Annotated in this window: 12 protein-coding genes; 1 reads left to right on the top strand and 11 read right to left on the bottom strand. The window is 38.2% G+C overall.

Annotation, left to right across the window (positions count from 1 at the left end):
* Window positions 1–62: 62 nt before the first annotated feature.
* The 9 genes from DHW03_RS08725 to DHW03_RS08680 form a co-directional block, all read right to left on the bottom strand.
* The gene (locus DHW03_RS08725; protein ID WP_109925364.1) at window positions 63–2,351 is read right to left on the bottom strand and encodes a Tex family protein; all 2,289 of its coding nucleotides are present in this window, start codon (window positions 2,349–2,351) and stop codon (window positions 63–65) included.
* Between the two features lie 200 nt (window positions 2,352–2,551).
* Window positions 2,552–2,854, bottom strand: coding sequence for an iron chaperone (locus tag DHW03_RS08720; protein WP_240618500.1), 303 nt, complete (start codon window positions 2,852–2,854; stop codon window positions 2,552–2,554).
* A gap of 347 nt (window positions 2,855–3,201) precedes the next feature.
* Window positions 3,202–4,188 carry a pyruvate dehydrogenase complex E1 component subunit beta gene (locus DHW03_RS08710; RefSeq protein ID WP_109925362.1) on the bottom strand — a complete coding sequence of 329 codons (987 nt, stop codon included), beginning with the start codon at window positions 4,186–4,188 and terminating at the stop codon, window positions 3,202–3,204.
* A gap of 196 nt (window positions 4,189–4,384) precedes the next feature.
* Window positions 4,385–4,741: a bleomycin resistance protein gene (locus tag DHW03_RS08705; protein ID WP_109925361.1), complete on the bottom strand. Its 357-nt coding sequence runs from the start codon at window positions 4,739–4,741 to the stop codon at window positions 4,385–4,387.
* A gap of 31 nt (window positions 4,742–4,772) precedes the next feature.
* Window positions 4,773–5,330 carry a GNAT family N-acetyltransferase gene (locus DHW03_RS08700; protein WP_109925360.1) on the bottom strand — a complete coding sequence of 186 codons (558 nt, stop codon included), beginning with the start codon at window positions 5,328–5,330 and terminating at the stop codon, window positions 4,773–4,775.
* Window positions 5,331–5,393: 63 nt separating this feature from the next.
* Complete coding sequence (locus DHW03_RS08695) at window positions 5,394–8,315, bottom strand: PD-(D/E)XK nuclease family protein (RefSeq protein ID WP_109925359.1); 2,922 nt, start codon at window positions 8,313–8,315, stop codon at window positions 5,394–5,396.
* Between the two features lie 6 nt (window positions 8,316–8,321).
* Entirely contained in the window at window positions 8,322–11,585 is a 3,264-nt protein-coding gene (locus tag DHW03_RS08690) for a UvrD-helicase domain-containing protein (RefSeq protein WP_109925358.1), read from the bottom strand.
* Between the two features lie 99 nt (window positions 11,586–11,684).
* Window positions 11,685–12,479, bottom strand: coding sequence for a tRNA threonylcarbamoyladenosine dehydratase (locus tag DHW03_RS08685; protein WP_109925357.1), 795 nt, complete (start codon window positions 12,477–12,479; stop codon window positions 11,685–11,687).
* A gap of 43 nt (window positions 12,480–12,522) precedes the next feature.
* The gene (locus DHW03_RS08680) at window positions 12,523–13,179 is read right to left on the bottom strand and encodes a TatD family hydrolase (protein WP_109925356.1); all 657 of its coding nucleotides are present in this window, start codon (window positions 13,177–13,179) and stop codon (window positions 12,523–12,525) included.
* A gap of 104 nt (window positions 13,180–13,283) precedes the next feature.
* Between DHW03_RS08680 and DHW03_RS08675 the strand changes: the two genes are divergently transcribed.
* On the top strand, window positions 13,284–13,820 hold the full coding sequence (locus tag DHW03_RS08675) for a thioredoxin family protein (protein WP_240618499.1): 537 nt from the start codon (window positions 13,284–13,286) through the stop codon (window positions 13,818–13,820).
* Window positions 13,821–13,890: 70 nt separating this feature from the next.
* On the opposite strand, the gene DHW03_RS08670 is transcribed toward DHW03_RS08675, so the two are convergent.
* Window positions 13,891–14,100, bottom strand: a complete 210-nt coding sequence (locus tag DHW03_RS08670) for a hypothetical protein (RefSeq protein ID WP_109925354.1) — start codon at window positions 14,098–14,100, stop codon at window positions 13,891–13,893.
* Window positions 14,101–14,184: 84 nt separating this feature from the next.
* Window positions 14,185–15,885, bottom strand: a complete 1,701-nt coding sequence (locus tag DHW03_RS08665) for a glycoside hydrolase family 3 protein (RefSeq protein ID WP_109925353.1) — start codon at window positions 15,883–15,885, stop codon at window positions 14,185–14,187.
* Window positions 15,886–16,634 lie beyond the last annotated feature (749 nt).

Below are 16,634 nucleotides of genomic sequence, written 5' to 3'. Positions count from 1 at the left end.
GCTCATGAAAACTGCCTTTATTAATTCTGATTATATTCAACTCCAAATGATGATGGGTTGATCTATTTAAACATTCCCTTCAGTTTTGCCAGTTTTTCTTGTAGGTCGCCATCAGCATTTTTCTGCTCTTGCTTAGGTTTAAAATTTTGTTTTTGATGATTTGGCTTAAAATCTTGCTTAGGTTTTTCTGCCCCTTTTTTACCTTGTTCTTTAGCTTTAGGGCTGTTTTCGGTTTTCATAGAGAGTGAAATCCTTTTGCGAGCGGCATCAACCTCCATCACGGTTACTTCAACCTTTTGGTGAACCTTTACAATATCATTTGGATTCGCCACAAATTTATTGGCCAATTGACTGGTATGAACCAAACCATCTTGATGAACACCAATATCTACAAATGCCCCAAAATTGGTAATGTTGGTTACAATACCGGGTAATTTCATTCCAATTCTTAAATCAGTGATTTCGTTAACGCCATCTGTAAAGCTAAAGGCTTCAAATTGCTCTCGTGGATCGCGGCCCGGTTTTGCAAGCTCTTTTAAAATATCGTTAAGTGTGGGTAAACCGATTTCTGAAGTGATGTACTGTTGTGGTTTAATTTTTTTCTGTAGTTCGGGATCTTTCATCAATACCGATACTGTAGTGCCTAAATCTTTCGCCATCTTATCTACCACATTATAACGCTCTGGGTGTACGCCACTGGTATCCAATACGTTTTCTGCATTTCGGATGCGCAAGAAACCGGCTGCTTGCTCATAAGCCTTATCGCCCAAACGTGGCACTTTCTTTAAGCTTTCGCGGTTTTTGAAAGCGCCATGTGTATTTCTGTAATCCACAATGTTTTGAGCTAAGGTTGGCCCTAAACCAGATACGTAGGCTAAAATTTGTTTTGAGGCCGTGTTTAACTCAACACCAACGGCATTTACAGCGCTAATAACGGTATCATCTAAGCTGGCCTGCAATTTATTTTGATCTACATCGTGCTGGTATTGACCTACGCCAATGGATTTTGGATCAATTTTCACCAATTCTGCTAATGGATCCATCAATCTTCGGCCGATGGAAACTGCGCCACGCACGGTGATGTCTTGTGTTGGGAATTCTTCTCTGGCCACATCAGATGCCGAATAAATAGAAGCACCACTTTCGTTAACCATTACAATGGTAATGTTCGGCAGGTTTAAACCACGCACAAAAGCTTCGGTTTCTCTACCTGCTGTTCCGTTGCCAATGGCAATGGCTTCAACATCATATTTTTTACATAGCGTTTGTATCGTAGCTTCAGCATTTTTTACATTGCCTTGCCCGGTATGCGGATAAATTGCAGTGTTTTCTAATAGCTGACCTTGCTTATCTAAACAAACAACTTTGCAACCCGTACGGAAACCAGGATCTATAGCCAATACATTTTTTTGCCCCATTGGTGCGGCCAACAAGAGTTGACGAGCATTTTCGGCAAACACACGGATGGCTTCTTCATCGGCTTTTTGTTTGGTTAATACCCGAAGTTCGGTTTCCATCGCAGGTTCCAATAAGCGTTTATATCCATCCTCCAAAGCTTGCTGAACTTGTTTTGATGCGGCGTTGTTGCCTAAAATAAACTGGTTTTCCAAAAGCGCAATCGCGTCATCAGCTGGCGGTAAAGCATCCATCCTTAAAATGAGCTCTTTTTCGCCACGGCGCATAGCTAAAACCCGATGAGAAGCTGCTGTTTTAACAGGTTCAGTCCATTCGAAATAGTCTTTATATTTTATACCTTCTTCTTCTTTCCCTTTTATTACTTCGGTTTTAAAAACAGATTTTTCTTGGAAGTACTTACGCATTTTGGTACGAGCTTCTGCATTTTCTGAAATTAGCTCAGCAATAATGTCTCTCGCTCCTGCTAAAGCTTCGTCTAAAGAATTAACGCCTTTTTCTGAATCTATAAACCCTTCAGCAATAGCCTCTAAATCAAAATTTTGCTGATCGAAGATTTGTAAGGCTAAGGGCTCCAAACCTTTTTCCTTTGCTACTGACGCTCGAGTTTTACGTTTCGGCTTATAGGGTAGGTAAATGTCTTCTAATCGGGAAATGGTTTCCGCTTCGTTTATTAGTTTTTCAAGTTCAGGCGTTAATTTGCCCAGTTCGGTCATCGATTTTAAAATGGCTTCTCTGCGTTTATCTAAATCGCGTAATTGCAACATTCTATCTCGAATTGCTGCAACCTGAACTTCGTCTAAACTTCCTGTAGCTTCCTTTCTGTATCTTGAAATAAATGGAACTGTTGCGCCTTCATCCAACAGATTTATGGTTGCTGTTACTTGTTGTTCTGCAACCTTTAATTCGGTGGCAATTAATGTATGGTGGGTTAACATAATTTAAAATTAAAGGGGTAAAGCTAAATAGGATTTTGCAAAGATTTTTCAGCTGTTGATATTTTATCGCTTAAGGATTAACCAACAACTGTTTAAAAATTTACAATTACAAATTGATTATGAGGTTGAGGCGTTAAGGCCAATTTTTCTGAGGTTGGTAGCGTAATAATTTGGTTTTATGCAAGGCGACTATGATCCGTTTATTTCTTTTTGGCTTTTTTCTCCAAATCTCGCGCTGCCTTAAACTTGGTGATTCGGGTAATCAAATCAAGGGGAAGCGGTTGATCTAAAGGAAACTGAACAGCGCCTTTACTCCATTTATAATTTTCAAATTCGTGTTTAAAAGCTTCTATGCCCGCGCCTGTTGGATAAAAACCAATGTGTTTTGCATAACCGGCAAAATAAACTAAAATTCCATGTTGTTTAAAGGCAGGCATACCATAGCTAATTACCTCAGTTGCATGAGGAACAGCTTGATGAATTGTTTCGCGAATGTGCTGCAATTACTTTTGGGTTTCCAAAGGAAAATTCCCGATGTATTGATCGATGTTTTCTGGTTTTGGTTGTTCCATATGTTTTTAAAACTGCCATGAAATTACAAAAAATATGAAATAATTATTTGTATGTTTTATCAATGTTGTGCATTGCAGACGTTATTTTTTTTGGAAATGCGCATTTAAGCATAATAGAATGTCTTTTACAAGATTGTTCGTGGGGGCGGGTAAAATAGCGATTGCTGTTTTTGGCTTGGTGCGTGGCTTCACGTACCCATAAAAGGGTATAAAAAAATCCCCCAAATTGCTCTGGAGGATTTATATATTCTTTCTTCAAGAAATAGAAGACGAGGTAATTATTTTTTAACGTACATCACTTCTTTTACTGCCTTAACCACGCGTTCTGCATTTGGCAAGCTAGCTGCAATTAAAGTTGGTGAGTAAGGAAGTGGAACATCAGCACAAGTAATGCGTAAAACTGGTGCGTCTAAATAATCGAAAGCATGTTTTTGAACCATGAAAGCAATTTCGCCTGAAAGCGATGCCAATGGCCATGCTTCTTCTACTACCACTAAACGGTTTGTTTTTTTAACTGAATTGATGATTGTAGCATAATCAATCGGGCGAACTGTACGCAAATCAATTACTTCAACATTGATGCCTTCTTTGGTTAATTCTTCTACAGCTGGATTTACCACACGGGTTAACATTTTACCAAAAGTTACAATGGTTACATCTGTACCTTCTTTAGTTACGTTTGCTTTCCCCAACTCGATGTAGTATTCTTCTGCCGGAACATCTCCTTTATCGCCGTACATCACCTCAGACTCCATGAAAATAACAGGGTCTTGATCGATGATGGATTGTTTTAATAATCCTTTTGCATCGTAAGGCGTAGATGGAACTACTACCTTTAAACCTGGCGTGTTGGCAAACCAGTTTTCAAAATTTTGAGAGTGTTGTGCGCCTAATTGACCGGCGTTACCTGTTGGGCCACGAAAAACCATAGGGCAAGAGAACTGACCACCACTCATTGATAAAATTTTAGCTGCACCATTAATGATTTGGTCAATCGCTACTAATGAGAAGTTGAATGTCATGAACTCTACAATTGGAACAAGACCAGCTGTTGCAGCTCCTGTTGCTATACCTGCGAAACCTAATTCTGCAATTGGGGTATCAATTATACGTTTCGCACCAAATTCTTCAAGCATGCCTTGACTAACTTTGTACGCACCGTTATATTCTGCTACTTCTTCACCTAATAAAAAAACGCGGTCATCTTTACGCATTTCTTCGCTCATGGCTTCGCGTAGTGCTTCTCTAAATTGGATTTCTCTCATTGTAAATTTTAATAACGGTGGCAAATATAATTATTAATCGCATTGAAACCAAAGGCATTTCTGCTTGTATTTTGTAATAATTATAGTTGATTTAGGACGATTTTTGAGTAAATTTTTAAGATATGGGTTCAACTTTGGGATGAACTAAAAATATTATTGGGTAGATCTTTTAATTGGCTCATTTTTGTATTAAGGTTTAAGGTTTTTCCGAAACATCTTCGCCAAAATGAATGATGTTCCCGTTATTGTCTAAAATGGAAAATTGACGCATGCCCCAAGGCATATTTTTCAGTTTGCCGTTGGGATGTATTATGTTTTGTTGGGCGTATTCTCGATATAATTCATCTACTTGCGTTACATAAATATAGCAACCCGTATTTTTAGGGATACGCTCATCATCAGTAGGCCAAAGGTGTATGCCAATTTCATCTTTGCTAAAAATTAAATATCCATCCCAATTGTTATGGAATTTAAACCCTAACTTTTCGGTATAGAAGGTTATGGTTTCTTCTGCATTTAAGGAGGCGAGTATTGGTGTTGCTGTTTTAAGCATTTTTGGTTTTAAATAAAATTGTAGTGTGAATTTAATGATTTGGATTTAGGAGTCCATAGATTTCGCTATCTAAAAATTGGCCTCTGAAGTAATAATCCTGTTTAAAATGGGCTTCTTTAACAAAGCCGTGTTTTAGGAGTATTTGCCTTGATGCATTATTTTCTACATTGATGTTTGCTTTGATGCTATGCAGGTTCATGTCGATGAAACCAAAATCAATTGTTCTTTTTAGGGCTTCTGAAATGATGCCTTTTCGCCAATAATCGGGATGTAGCATATAGCCAATTTCGGCTCTATGGTTGGCGTAATCTGTTCTCCAATAGCCAATTGAGCCAATCATTTTTTCGGGTTTTTCTTTTGCTGCGATAACCCAAGCTAGGTTGTCGCCGTTTTCGAAACCATCATTAAAAGTGGTGATAAATGTTTTAATCTCCAATAAATCTTTTGGCCGTTCCCGATCAATATATTTCATTACGGTTTCATTCGTGCGCATGGCATATAAAGTCTCTGCATCAGAAAGTACATGCTCTCGGAGAATTAGGCGCTCGGTGTAAAGAATTGGGAACTTGCTGAAGTTAAGACTTAACATTTCTAAATTTAATAGATTAAACGTAAAAAGCAAAAGGTCACCATATCTATAAAAACGTCACATCTACCGTCCAAATAGCGTGGTGTATATGGAATACACGTAGTTGCCCGAATTTTGACTTGCCCTAAAAGGAGTGTTAAAGTCGAATAATTCTTTCAGTTTTTCGCGGAGGGCATTTAAAAACAATTGCTTTTCAGCAGCCAAAAATTCGCTTTTAAGGATGCCTCCTTTTCCGGTGAAATGGATGCCCTCTTTCCGCATGTTTTTAACCACATAAAGATTGGGCTCTACGTTTTCGTTTTTAGAAATTTGCTCGTAAACATGGGTATAAAAAAGGGTTTGGATAAGCGCTTTGTTGATGTTACCACAATCGGTATCAAAACATTCTTCTATAGATGAATATTTGAGTTTATCGCTACCAGTTTTGTAATCTACAATTCTGTATATGCCATTTTTTAAATCAACGCGATCTATAATGCCGTACAGTTTAACCTGTTGCTGTACGCCGTTGGCCTCAAACTGGAAGCCAATATTGCCTTTTTGCTCTAATCCGATTAAGGTGAAGGGTGCATCTTGAGTATCTTGCTTTAAAATAATGTTGATGTACTCATTCACAATGGCGAAAACAATTTTCTCCATTCCGTTTAATTTGAGTGTTTCGGCCATTTGTTTTACCTGAGCCATGCGGATTTCATTATGTGCTTTTTTATCGGCATACATACAATCTGCAAAACCTTCTAAAATTAAACTGGTAATATCTTTTCTTTTTTCTTGAATTCTTTCTGCCGTAATTTCTGGCGATTCTAGGCGCAACTGCTCATAAAACTGCTCCATGGCATAATGCAGTATTAAGCCAACCTTATTGGCTTCTACAGTTTCTTCTACTTCCTTTGGTTCTTCTATGCCTGCAATGTATTTGTAAAAGAAATCAATTGGGTTAGAGATGTAGGTGGTTAATGCTGAAGCAGAAAGATACTTTTGCCCGGATAGATATTTATTCAAAACCGCTTTAACCTTTTCAGATTTGACAACGATTTCTTCTCTTTTGAGTTCGGTTTTAACGGCGAGTTGAAGCTCTTGATGGCTAAAAGTAAAGCCACTTTCGTATTCCAATTGCTTAATAAACCGAGAGGGTTCGCCGCTATTGCTTTCATCGGTTAAGCTGTTATACACAAAGTTTAGCTTTTGTGCCCTTTGAATTAGGCGATAAAACATATAGGCAGAAATGGCATCTTGATTTTCGAGCACAGGCAAGCCATAAACACGCCGTAAACTATCTGGTATAAAGGTTGTTGCGGTTGTGGCCTGCGGAACAATGCCTTCATTTAAACCCAAAATAACTACCCGATCGAAATTTAGGTTTCGGCTCTCTAGCAAACCCATAATCTGAATGCCACTGAGTGGATCGCCCTCTAGGGGTACGGCAACTTCTGCCAAAGATTTTTGAATTAAAGAAAATACGAAACTGAGCTCGATTTCTTTATTGTATTTATCGATGTGATGTTGCAGTGTATCTTGCAAGCGGTTAAGCTCTTGAATGGTTTTACCGAATAATTCGGCATCGATTCTTTTGAGCGATTTATTTGCCAGCTCGCGATGCAGAACGTAATCCAGCAGTTCATTTAAAGTGACAACGGCTTGAGTTGTAGAATTTACTGGTTCGAAAAACTTAGCCAATAGGCCACCCTGTCTGGTTAGGCGTTGATATGGTATTTCAATTAATTGTTCTCTAATTAAGGCATCTATTATTTTAGGGCGCATAATTTCGCTAATTCCGGTTAAGGGATGCGATAAAAAGGCTTCGGCGGTTTGATACCTCACCGTTTTTTTTGCGTTCAGTTCAGATTGAACGGTTAACCATAAATCAACAAGGCCATATAATGATGAGTTGGCTAAACCAAATCCCATCGTAATGTTTACATCTATCGTTTTGTCTTCTACCGTTGATGGGATGGTTTGCATCAAGGGAATGAGCAGACTCTCATCTGCTAAAATAATAGCTGTAGATGTAATGGGTTGATTGTTAAGAATTTGTTCTTTTTCTTGGGTCAGTAATTCGTTTACAATTTTTGCCTGTGCTGTTTGCCCTTGCACTTTGAATACACTTACTTGGCGTGGCGCCGATTTGATCGAGCTAGAATCGTTTGATAATTGATTAACCAAGCCAATTTGCTGTAAATTTCTCCTCAAAAACAAACCCGCTTCTTGCATTTCATCTTCCAGATAATAGCTATCTGTATCGAAATAGAATATGGCTTTATCTTCTTCCTGCCAGCGTTTAAATGCTTTAGCCTCTGCTTTGCTTAGCGCATTAAACCCAATGAAAATAAGTTTTTTACCCTCATATTTAGCGGTGAAATCAATTTCATTTGTGTTTTCGGCAATGTTTTTATACAACCTCGCCATGGTAATTAAATCTTTCGCTTTTAATTGCTGATGAAATTCATGGTAAAGCAAGGGCATTCGATGCCACATTTTGATGAACAGTTCTTGCTGTTTTTTAAACTTCCCTTCTGAGTAAGATTGCCAAAACTGCGCCAGGAAATTTTTCTGTTCGGCGGTTAAAAAATCAAACTGTTGGTTAATCAGGGCAATATCTTCGAGTTCGGTAAAGAGTTTGTTGGCATCTACCAAATCATTGTCTATCTGACTAAAATCACCCAAAATGATTTTGGCAATGTTATGGAACTTTGCAATGGATGGAAATTTTTCCATGCCCTCTTGTTTAAGCAGTTGTATGTAGCAATCGTAAAGGGTAAAAAATTGCGTGTAATGATCGGCTATTTTTAAGTGTGTGGATTCTGCAAAAAACTCTGAAACGGTAAAAAAAGCCGGGCTCCAGAAGGGTTTTTTATAAATATCGGCAAGGTGCTTTTGTAAATAGGCCGTTGGGCGTTTGTTGTTAAAAACAATGGCGCAATCTTGCAAACTTTGCCCAAACTTGGCAACTAAATCTTCGGCAACTTCTTGTAAAAAGGCTTTCATATCTTCTTAAACAGATTTTAGTTTTCCCAATGTGGCATAAAATAGGTACGGTTTTACATCTTGGTAACCCATGGCTTCGATTAAGCTTTTATAATGGTTAATTTGTACCACGTGGCTTTGGCTTTCTTCAGCCGTAAATTTATAATCGATAATGGAAACCTCTTGTCCGTTTAACACCAATTTATCAGGGCGATAAGTTTTTCCATCGATACCAATAATGGATTTTTCGTTAATTTGATTGGCGTTTTGACTGAGCAATTTACTCAATTCGGGATGGGCTAACACAGCTGTTGCGCGTTGCACATAATCGTCTTTTTCATCTTCTGTGATCAGTCCCTCGAGGAGGAAACGATCAACCACATCTACAATCTCATCAACCTTATTTACTTCAGCTAAAATTAAGTGAAGATTGCTTCCTTTTTTACCAGATTTTGTAATGTTATCTATATAACGTTGTGGGCGGCTTTCGCTTTCTTCGTAAACATCTTCCAATCTATTTGTAGTTGGGTAATTAGTTAAATTTAAGGCTTTTATAGCTTCTATTCCATCGCCCTTAATAGAAAAGGTGCCGATTTGAATCTCATCAGTCTGTTCAAACGCTTCTGAGTAAGCACTAAACACGGCGTCGCCAATATGGCTTAGCGATGGTTTTTTCTTACCTACAAAAGAGATGTAAATGTAATCTTTGGCCCTTGTTGTGGCTACATAAAGGCTGTTTAAGGCATCCATGTAATTCATCAAGAGTTCTTCGAGATAATATTTCGCCACGCTAGAGCCTATTAAAGCTCTTGTAAATTGAAGTGGTACACTTTGCAAATCGGTATAAGGGGTTCCTTCCATCGGTACCCAAAAGGCGTTGTTTGGCCTGCCGGCTAATTGCCAATCGCAAAATGGAATGAAAACAGCCCTGAAAGCCAATCCTTTTGACTTGTGGATGGTCATTACCTGAATGGCATTTGCTGTTTCGGGTGAGGGCAAATTCTTGTTGTGTCCTTCCTCTTCCCACCAATCCAGAAAAGAGGAAATGCCTTTTTCTCCCTGTCGAGAGGCTTTGTTTGTTAAATCTCTAAAGGCTAAAAGGTAAGGTAGAAATGGATTGATGCCGTTTTTATGATAGGTATCCAACTCAAAAGCGGTAATGATTTTTTCTATCAGCTCTGAAACGGGCAGTGCCATCCAAGTTTTATAGTTTAAACAAAAATCTGCGGGTAAAACATGTTGCAGATTTTCCATTGATACCTCTTTGAGATCGAAATAATGATCGCCGTTAATAGGTTTTTGGTGAAGCTGTGCGTATAAAGCAATACAATTTGCCTTATACAAAGCAGAATTTGCGGGACTTACAATTAACAACTTTAACAAGTTAATAATGAGCTTTATGGCTGTACTGCTCGCAATTTTTAAGGCTTCGCCAGATATTACATCCAAGCCAGCCTCCATCAAGGCGTTAACCACATCAGTAGCTTCGGCGTTTGTTCTCACCAAAATACCTATTTCCCTTTGTTGATAGCCCTTTTCATTTAATAAAAGTTTTATCTCCTGTAGCATTTCTGCCAGTAAAGCTTCCTTTTTATTTTCGGGTTCTGTATCGGTAACTAGGGTTTCAACCAGTCCATCGCCGTTGGTTTTGGACTTTTCAAAATCAATTTTTTTAATTTTGATGATCCCCCCTTTGGTTGTTTTTGGATGCGTATTTTGCTCAACGCCTTTGTAAATGTTGGTGATGATGCTATCATACTGATTCTCCGGATCATGCCAAAAATCGCTTAACAAATCGTCATCAGCTGGAATTTCATTGTTAATTTTCTCTTGTAAGAGCACTGCCAATTTTTGGTAAAGCTGATTGTTGAAGTTGATGATTTCTTCTGTACTTCGATAATTTTCCAGCAGTTTATCTTCGAAAACATTATGTTCGCCTAAATTGGCTTTTGCCTTTTGGTGCAGCAATTTATAATCGCCATCGCGCCATCGGTATATCGATTGTTTTGCATCGCCCACAATTAAATGATCGTGCAGTTTGCGGTTGTGTGTAGATACGGCATTTTCTACCAAGGGAAAAAAGCTGTCCCATTGGTTGCCAGAAGTATCTTGAAATTCGTCGAAAAGAAAGTTACGGTATCTATTGCCCATTTTCTCCCAAATAAAGGAAGGATTTTCACCCGCATCTTGGGCAATTCCGTTTAATAACCTTTGAGCATCGCTAATAAGCAGGGTTTCGTTTTCTTCGCGATACTGACTTAGCAAAACCGCTATTTCTTGCATCAGGCGTAAAAAATAGCCGTTCTTGATAAATTCTTTGGCTAAGGTATAATCGCCAATGCCTGTATTATAAGCTGTTGTAAGTTTTTGGATAAAGGGGTTCAGCTCATCAAATAATCCGTTGTTTTTGCCTTTTTTAAACCAGGCGTCAGGATTATCGACCAATTTTTCAAGTGAGGGCATTCCCTTGTAATCTCCATCAATTATTCTTTGTAATTGATAAAGCTGACCTGTTTTTACTTTATTAAGTGCATCTAAATCTTCAGCTGAGAGTTCAAAAACCTGCTGCAATTCTAATGCTAAGTCGGCAATATTTGTTTCAAAATCCTTGACTAAATTCTTAGAGAAATCGATGTATTTTTTAAAAACGATGTCGGTGTTTTCCGTTCCGAAACTGTTAACGGCCAATTCAAATGATGAAAATTTATCTTTAAAAACTTCGCCTACAAGTTTTAAAAGTTCTGCATTATAATTCCAAGATTTGTTATTGCTGATTCTATCTAATGCAAGTTCTATTACCCATTGTAATAGGTTATCTTTTTCGTCGAGTAATTTTTCAAGTTTTGTAGTGAGTTCCTTTTTTACTTTTTCGGTATTCATCTCCAAACTGTAGCCACTTTCTAAACCAAGTTCGAAAGCAAAGCCACGAATTACCTTTTGTACAAAACCATCAATTGTACTAACCGAGAAACGACTATAATCGTGCAAAATTTTGCGATAAATTTTGTCGGCCTTTAACTTCAGCGTTTCGCCATTCAAATCTGGGTGGCTAGCCAAAACCAAAACTCGGTAATCTTCAATTTTTCTAGATTCATCGCCCTTTGCAAAACCGAGTAAAACTTCTAAAATTCTGGTTTTCATTTCCTCGGTAGCCTTATTGGTAAAAGTTACCGCTAATATTTCACGGTATTTATTGTCACCAGAAAATAGCAGGGTAAGGTAATGTGCAGTTAAACTGAATGTTTTACCAGAACCGGCAGAAGCTTGAAGAATTTTTACGGGTAGGGGCATAAAATGATTTCGTTTCGGAATTTTAAACTTACAACAATTTAAAATCTTCACATAATCATGTTGTCAATAATTCAGTCTTAATCTTCGGGGGTTGAAATCCTAAAGGCTTTTCTTTTTCTTCTTGGCCAAATTTTTATGACTGATTCTTAGTGGGCGTTCGGCCATTTCTATTGGTAAGCCGAGTAGATCTCTAATTACCACTGATGCGCATGCGCCACCAAAAGCGGCTGGCAGATAGGAAACCGTACCATAGGCCGAACGTTTAAAATTGCTTCCATCGGTCATAATCAAAGCGTTTTTATCCATTTCTTCGGTTGAGAATACCGCTTTGATTTTGCCAGCATTAGCGAGCTTGTTTAAGCGTTTGCGCACATAACTTGCAAAAACGCATTGGTAGGTATCTGGAAGCATGGTAATTCTCAACTTTGTGGGGTCCATTTTACCACCAGCTCCCATAGCGCTTACAATCGGTATGTTTTTTTGTAGGGCAGTAGAAAGCAGAGTAATTTTCGGCATCACGCTATCAATGCAATCCATAATATAATCAAATTCCATTTCCAAAATTTCCCGGCACTTTTCGGGAGTGAGAAATGAGTTGATGACATGAAGTTTTAAATCGGGATTTATAGCAAGCAAGCGCTCTTGCATAATGGCGGCCTTACTCACGCCATGGTTGGTGGCCAAAGCCGGTAATTGCCTATTTCTGTTGGTCGGATCAACAACATCACCATCAACAATGGTCATTTCTCCAATACCCGAGCGGCAAATAAATTCGGCGGCGAAAGAGCCCACCCCACCTAAGCCAATCACTAAAACGTGTTTCGATTGTAGTTTTTCTATTCCATCATTTCCAAGTAGGAGGGCAGAGCGCGAAAGCCAGGTAACATCAAACATATTGCTTTGGTTTATTTATTCAGGAAACGCAGATTTACAATGTTTAAAGTAAATTAAGCTTCTTCCAGTCGGCAAAAATACGTGCTTTAAGTTCATCATCAGAACATTTTTTTAAATTGGCTGCAGCTTTATAAATCTCTTGGATGGGTGTTTCCGAATTATCGGTTTCCAAGAAAAAGTCATCATCATGCTTAACCAATTTAGCTGCGCTTGAATCTTCACGTAAAATGGCCGTTCCGAATGATAAAAGAAAGCCTTTGGCCTTAAGCTGTTTGCCCAGTTCTTCATTTTTGGTAAATCCATGTATAATCATCGGTATTTTAACCTTCAATCGCTCTTTAATTTCTATGAGCTCAGCAAAACATTTAACGCAGTGTAAAATAATTGGTTTGTTTAATTCCTCTGCCACAGCAATTTGCCTTTCTAAAATGATGATTTGATTTTCTAAACTTTCGCCCCTTAAGCGATCTAAACCACATTCGCCAATCATTTTAACGTTGGTCTGTTTTGCTTTTTGGTATAAATTTTCTATTTGCGTTTCCAGCTTTTCCAATTTAGCAAACCATGGATGCAAACCTACAGAAACAGCTCTGGTTTGAACTAATGGATATAAATCATCTTCAGTTAGGGATAAACTCAAAATGCTTTGTACATCGTTTTTAGGTAAAGGTTGATGAGTATGTATATCAAGATATAGCATTTTCTGCGGGATGGCTTTTTGTGAATGTATTTGCTCTGTAAAGAATTCGCTAATAATCTATAAAATTAGTAGACTTTATTAATTTTACCTCATTATTCTTAAAAATGATGAAAAAAATATCAGTATTTATAATAGCCCTACTCATTTCGGGTGTTGCTTTTAGTCAGGCAAAAAAAGAAGTCGTTCACATTTACAATCCTCAGGCCAACGCAAAGGCCGATATTAACGCTGCTGTAAGTAAAGCGGCTCAAGAAAACAAGCACGTGCTCGTGCAAGTGGGTGGCAATTGGTGTTCATGGTGCATTGCCTTTCATAATTTGGTGGATAGTACCGCAACTTTGAAAAAATACATTAACGATAACTTCGAAACGGTATTGGTTAATTACAGTCCAGAGAATAAAAACGAAGCGGTTTTGGCTGATTTGGGTAACCCTCAACGATTTGGTTTTCCGGTATTTTTGGTGTTAGATGGAAAAGGAAAGGTGCTACACATCGAAAATTCTTCTTACTTAGAAACAGAAGAAGTTGCAGCAAACGGTAAAAAGAAAGTTGGGCATGATGTTAAAAAAATAACATCATTCTTAAAAGGCTGGACAGTTACAGCCGTTAATCCTGAAACTTATAAAGCAAAAGCGAAATAAAGAAGTATAAACTTCTATAAAGTTAAAGCGCCGAAACTTTAAGATTTTTCTTTAAGTTCCGGCGCTTTTTTCAGTCCTCTGAATCGTCTTCAGGATCCAAATCATCTACATTAAGTTCGTATGATGCTCTTGATGCTTCATCGGCTTGCTCCAACATGTCTTTGTCATGCTCAATGCTGGTATCGTCTCCACTTAATTCTTTTATATCGTTTACTTCGTCCTCTCTGCGTAAAGCATCATTCGGATCGCTTGAGTAGTCTTCGTCTTTTGGGTCTATCATAACATTTAATTTATAATAGATAATGATTTATAAAGCCAATTTGTTTTAAGTTTTTATCTAAAACCTTTATATGATTGCAATATTTTACAAGCCATCACCAAACTTATAATTTGGCAAAATGCTTACTGGTAATTTGCCTGAGGGCACTAGGCGGTTGTTAATTACAGCCGCTGCAGAAATTTGCATGTAATCTTCTTTTTGATAAGCTATAACCAATCCTTTGCTATTTTCTAGGCCAGGTAAGCCCGCTAAATTGTATGGATTGGCGAACAAGGCAAAAACAGCGTTTTTAGAACTTAGTTCCTTTATAAAATTTTTAATACCAGCGTTTAATGGAATGTTATTGGCTGGTCTAGCTCTGCTATCATGGATGCCAACAATTACCTGATCAAAAGCGCCAATTTCTCTCGCTACGTTAGATATTTGTGCAGCACTGGCATCCTTATCCAAAACATAATATACCGAGTTATAATAACCCTTCGAAATTTCTTTCTGAAAAGTGGTAACACTAGGCACACCAATACTAATAATTGCAGTTCTTCTAATCGGGATCAGGTTTTTAATGTAAGGTTTACCTTTTAAAAGCGTAACAGAAGCATTTGCCAGTTCCTGTACCAAGGCATAGCTCGCTTTGCGGTTTACATCGGCCACAATATTCTGGGTAACTATCGTATCTTTTCTGTTTAAACCCGCCCAATACTTTGCAGTCAGAATTTTCTTAACGCTTTCATCGATAACTTTCATGTCTATTTCGTTATGACGGACCGCTTTCCGCACCAGTTTAATTGCCCTGTCGCTATTTTCTGAAAGCTCTAAAATATCATTGCCAGCCATAATGGCCATCAAATCGGCATTTCCATCCTTAAAATATTTTACCACACCCTTCATATCCATGGCATCGGTAATAATTAAGCCTTTAAAGCCAATCTTCTCTTTTAAAATGCCAGTAATTATAGGTTTAGAAAGTGTAGAAGGCAAGTTTGGTGTATTATCCAATTGCGGTATATTCATGTGGGCAACCATCACACCAGAAGCACCTTGTTTAATTAACTCTTTAAAAGGATACATTTCTAGGGTATCAAGTCTTGTAAAACTAAAATTCAGTTGAGGCAAATCGTAATGCGAATCTACATCCGTATCGCCATGGCCCGGAAAATGTTTTAACGAAGTAAGTAAACCCCCATCTTGCATGCCCTTCATGTAAGCCCCAACTTTATTGGCTACGTTGTATTTGTTTTCACCGAAAGAACGGTAGTTAATTACCGGATTTTTTGCGTTGTTATTAACGTCAGCATCGGGCGCTAAGTTTAAATGCATACCCATGCGCTTAAAATCTTTGGCAACCTCTTGCCCCATTCTATAAATTAAATCTTTGTTTTGAATGGCGCCCAAGGTCATTTGGTAGGGGTAAGAAATGGTGCTATCTAAACGCATACCCAAACCCCACTCGCCATCGTTGGCCACAATTAATGGCACTTTGCTCACTTTTTGGTAAGCATTGGTTACAACAGCTTGCCTCACCGGTCCGCCTTGAAAAAATATTACCCCACCAAGCTGTTCCTTTTTAATCACCATTCCAACCGAATCAGAATATTTTTTACCCAAATTGGTGTGTGCCCGCACAAAAAACATCTGTGCAATCCGATCTCTACGGTTTAGTTTATTAAATACAGAATCAACCCATTTTGGTTGATTGGCCAACAGTTCTAAATAGGTTTTTTTTTGCGCATTTGCAGAAAATGTTGCAATGCAGAATCCAATAAGGAGGAATAAGTTTTTTTTCACGTGTGTTTTGTTGTGTTCGATATGCTAAATTAAAGAATCAAAAAACGATTTAAACAAAAACCAATCCAAGTAATTGATTTGATACAATATTTAATCTCATAGGTTGGTAAGGCATGGCGCAAAATCTATTTATTGCTTAATAGCCCAAAAACCAAAATTAAAAACTCTTTTGGAAACGAGCGTGCAGTAATTCTTTTGAATTTGCAGTCCCGCTGTCCGCTAAAGCCTCGCAGAAAAAGCTCGGGCTACCGCTTCCATCGGGTTTGGGTACAATGTTCCTGTTTTGCAACAACCGTAAATCATAAACTCGATTGTACGAATGCCAATTTTTTTCTAATTGGCAGCAGGAAAAGCGGGGCGGGTGTTTCAAATGAAATGCCGAGCGTTCATTTCCAAATCATTTTAAACCGTCGTTTGCTTAGTGCCGCACCCACCAATAACCAAAATAAAAAACTCTTTTGGAAACGAGCGTGCAGTAATCCTTTTGAATTTGCAGTTCCGCTGTCTGCTAAAGCCTCGCAGAAAAAGCTCGGGCTACCGCTTCCATCGGGTTTGGGCACAATGCTCCTGTTTTGCAACAACCGTAAATCATAAACCCGATTGCCCGAATGCCAATTTTTTTCTAATTGGCAGCAGGAAAAGCGGGGCAGGTGCCTCAAATGAAATGCCGAGCGTTCATTTCCAAATTATTTTTAGTAATACAGCTAAGTAAAATCGTACCGAGTAGTTAAACTACCCTACATCAGAAA

This window comes from Pedobacter yonginensis, from assembly GCF_003173595.1.
Lineage (GTDB): Bacteria > Bacteroidota > Bacteroidia > Sphingobacteriales > Sphingobacteriaceae > Pedobacter > Pedobacter yonginense.
The sequence above is the reverse complement of the archived record's forward strand: the minus strand, read 5'-3'. Positions and strand labels throughout refer to the sequence as shown.

Excerpts from the sequence above, each read along its gene's own strand:
- DHW03_RS08725 (WP_109925364.1), bottom strand. The coding sequence starts at position 2,351 with ATGTTAACCCACCATACATTAATTGCCACCGAATTAAAGGTTGCAGAA.
- DHW03_RS08700 (WP_109925360.1), bottom strand. The coding sequence starts at position 5,330 with ATGTTAAGTCTTAACTTCAGCAAGTTCCCAATTCTTTACACCGAGCGC.
- DHW03_RS08675 (WP_240618499.1), top strand. The coding sequence starts at position 13,284 with ATGATGAAAAAAATATCAGTATTTATAATAGCCCTACTCATTTCGGGT.
- DHW03_RS08710 (WP_109925362.1), bottom strand. The coding sequence starts at position 4,188 with ATGAGAGAAATCCAATTTAGAGAAGCACTACGCGAAGCCATGAGCGAA.
- DHW03_RS08670 (WP_109925354.1), bottom strand. The coding sequence starts at position 14,100 with ATGATAGACCCAAAAGACGAAGACTACTCAAGCGATCCGAATGATGCT.
- DHW03_RS08690 (WP_109925358.1), bottom strand. The coding sequence starts at position 11,585 with ATGCCCCTACCCGTAAAAATTCTTCAAGCTTCTGCCGGTTCTGGTAAA.
- DHW03_RS08685 (WP_109925357.1), bottom strand. The coding sequence starts at position 12,479 with ATGTTTGATGTTACCTGGCTTTCGCGCTCTGCCCTCCTACTTGGAAAT.
- DHW03_RS08680 (WP_109925356.1), bottom strand. The coding sequence starts at position 13,179 with ATGCTATATCTTGATATACATACTCATCAACCTTTACCTAAAAACGAT.
- DHW03_RS08705 (WP_109925361.1), bottom strand. The coding sequence starts at position 4,741 with ATGCTTAAAACAGCAACACCAATACTCGCCTCCTTAAATGCAGAAGAA.
- DHW03_RS08695 (WP_109925359.1), bottom strand. The coding sequence starts at position 8,315 with ATGAAAGCCTTTTTACAAGAAGTTGCCGAAGATTTAGTTGCCAAGTTT.